Origin of the sequence: Mesorhizobium sp. M8A.F.Ca.ET.207.01.1.1 (genome assembly GCF_004794715.1) — a bacterium.
In the GTDB taxonomy this organism is placed as follows: Bacteria; Pseudomonadota; Alphaproteobacteria; order Rhizobiales; family Rhizobiaceae; genus Mesorhizobium.
In genome coordinates, this window is the sequence record NZ_SRUS01000350.1 from 1 (window position 1) to 326 (window position 326).

Genomic DNA, 326 nt, shown 5'->3' on the forward strand with positions numbered 1-326 from the left:
AGCCGATGGTCGACGCCGCCTGCGCCGAAGCGGCGTCGCCTCCGCCACACGTGCTGATCGTCTCGCGTGGGCTGGATGCCGCCGAACCGCGCGTGCCGGGTCGCGACGTGGAGTACGCCGCGCTGCGTGCGCAGGTGGGTGAAGTCGACGTGCCGGTGCAGTGGCTGGAAGCGAGCGAGCCGAGCTACCTGCTGTACACCTCCGGCACCACTGGCAAGCCGAAGGGCGTGCAGCGCGAGGTCGGCGGTTACGCGGTGGCGATGGCGCGGTCGATGGAAACCGTATTCGACTGCAAGCCGGGGCAGGTGATGTTCTCCACATCCGAT

General features: G+C 69.0%; 1 protein-coding gene. It reads left to right on the plus strand.

Annotated elements, in window-relative coordinates; genetic code table 11:
* A partial coding sequence (locus tag EN850_RS34870) for an AMP-binding protein (protein WP_145973032.1) occupies window positions 1-326 on the plus strand: 326 nt, incomplete at both ends.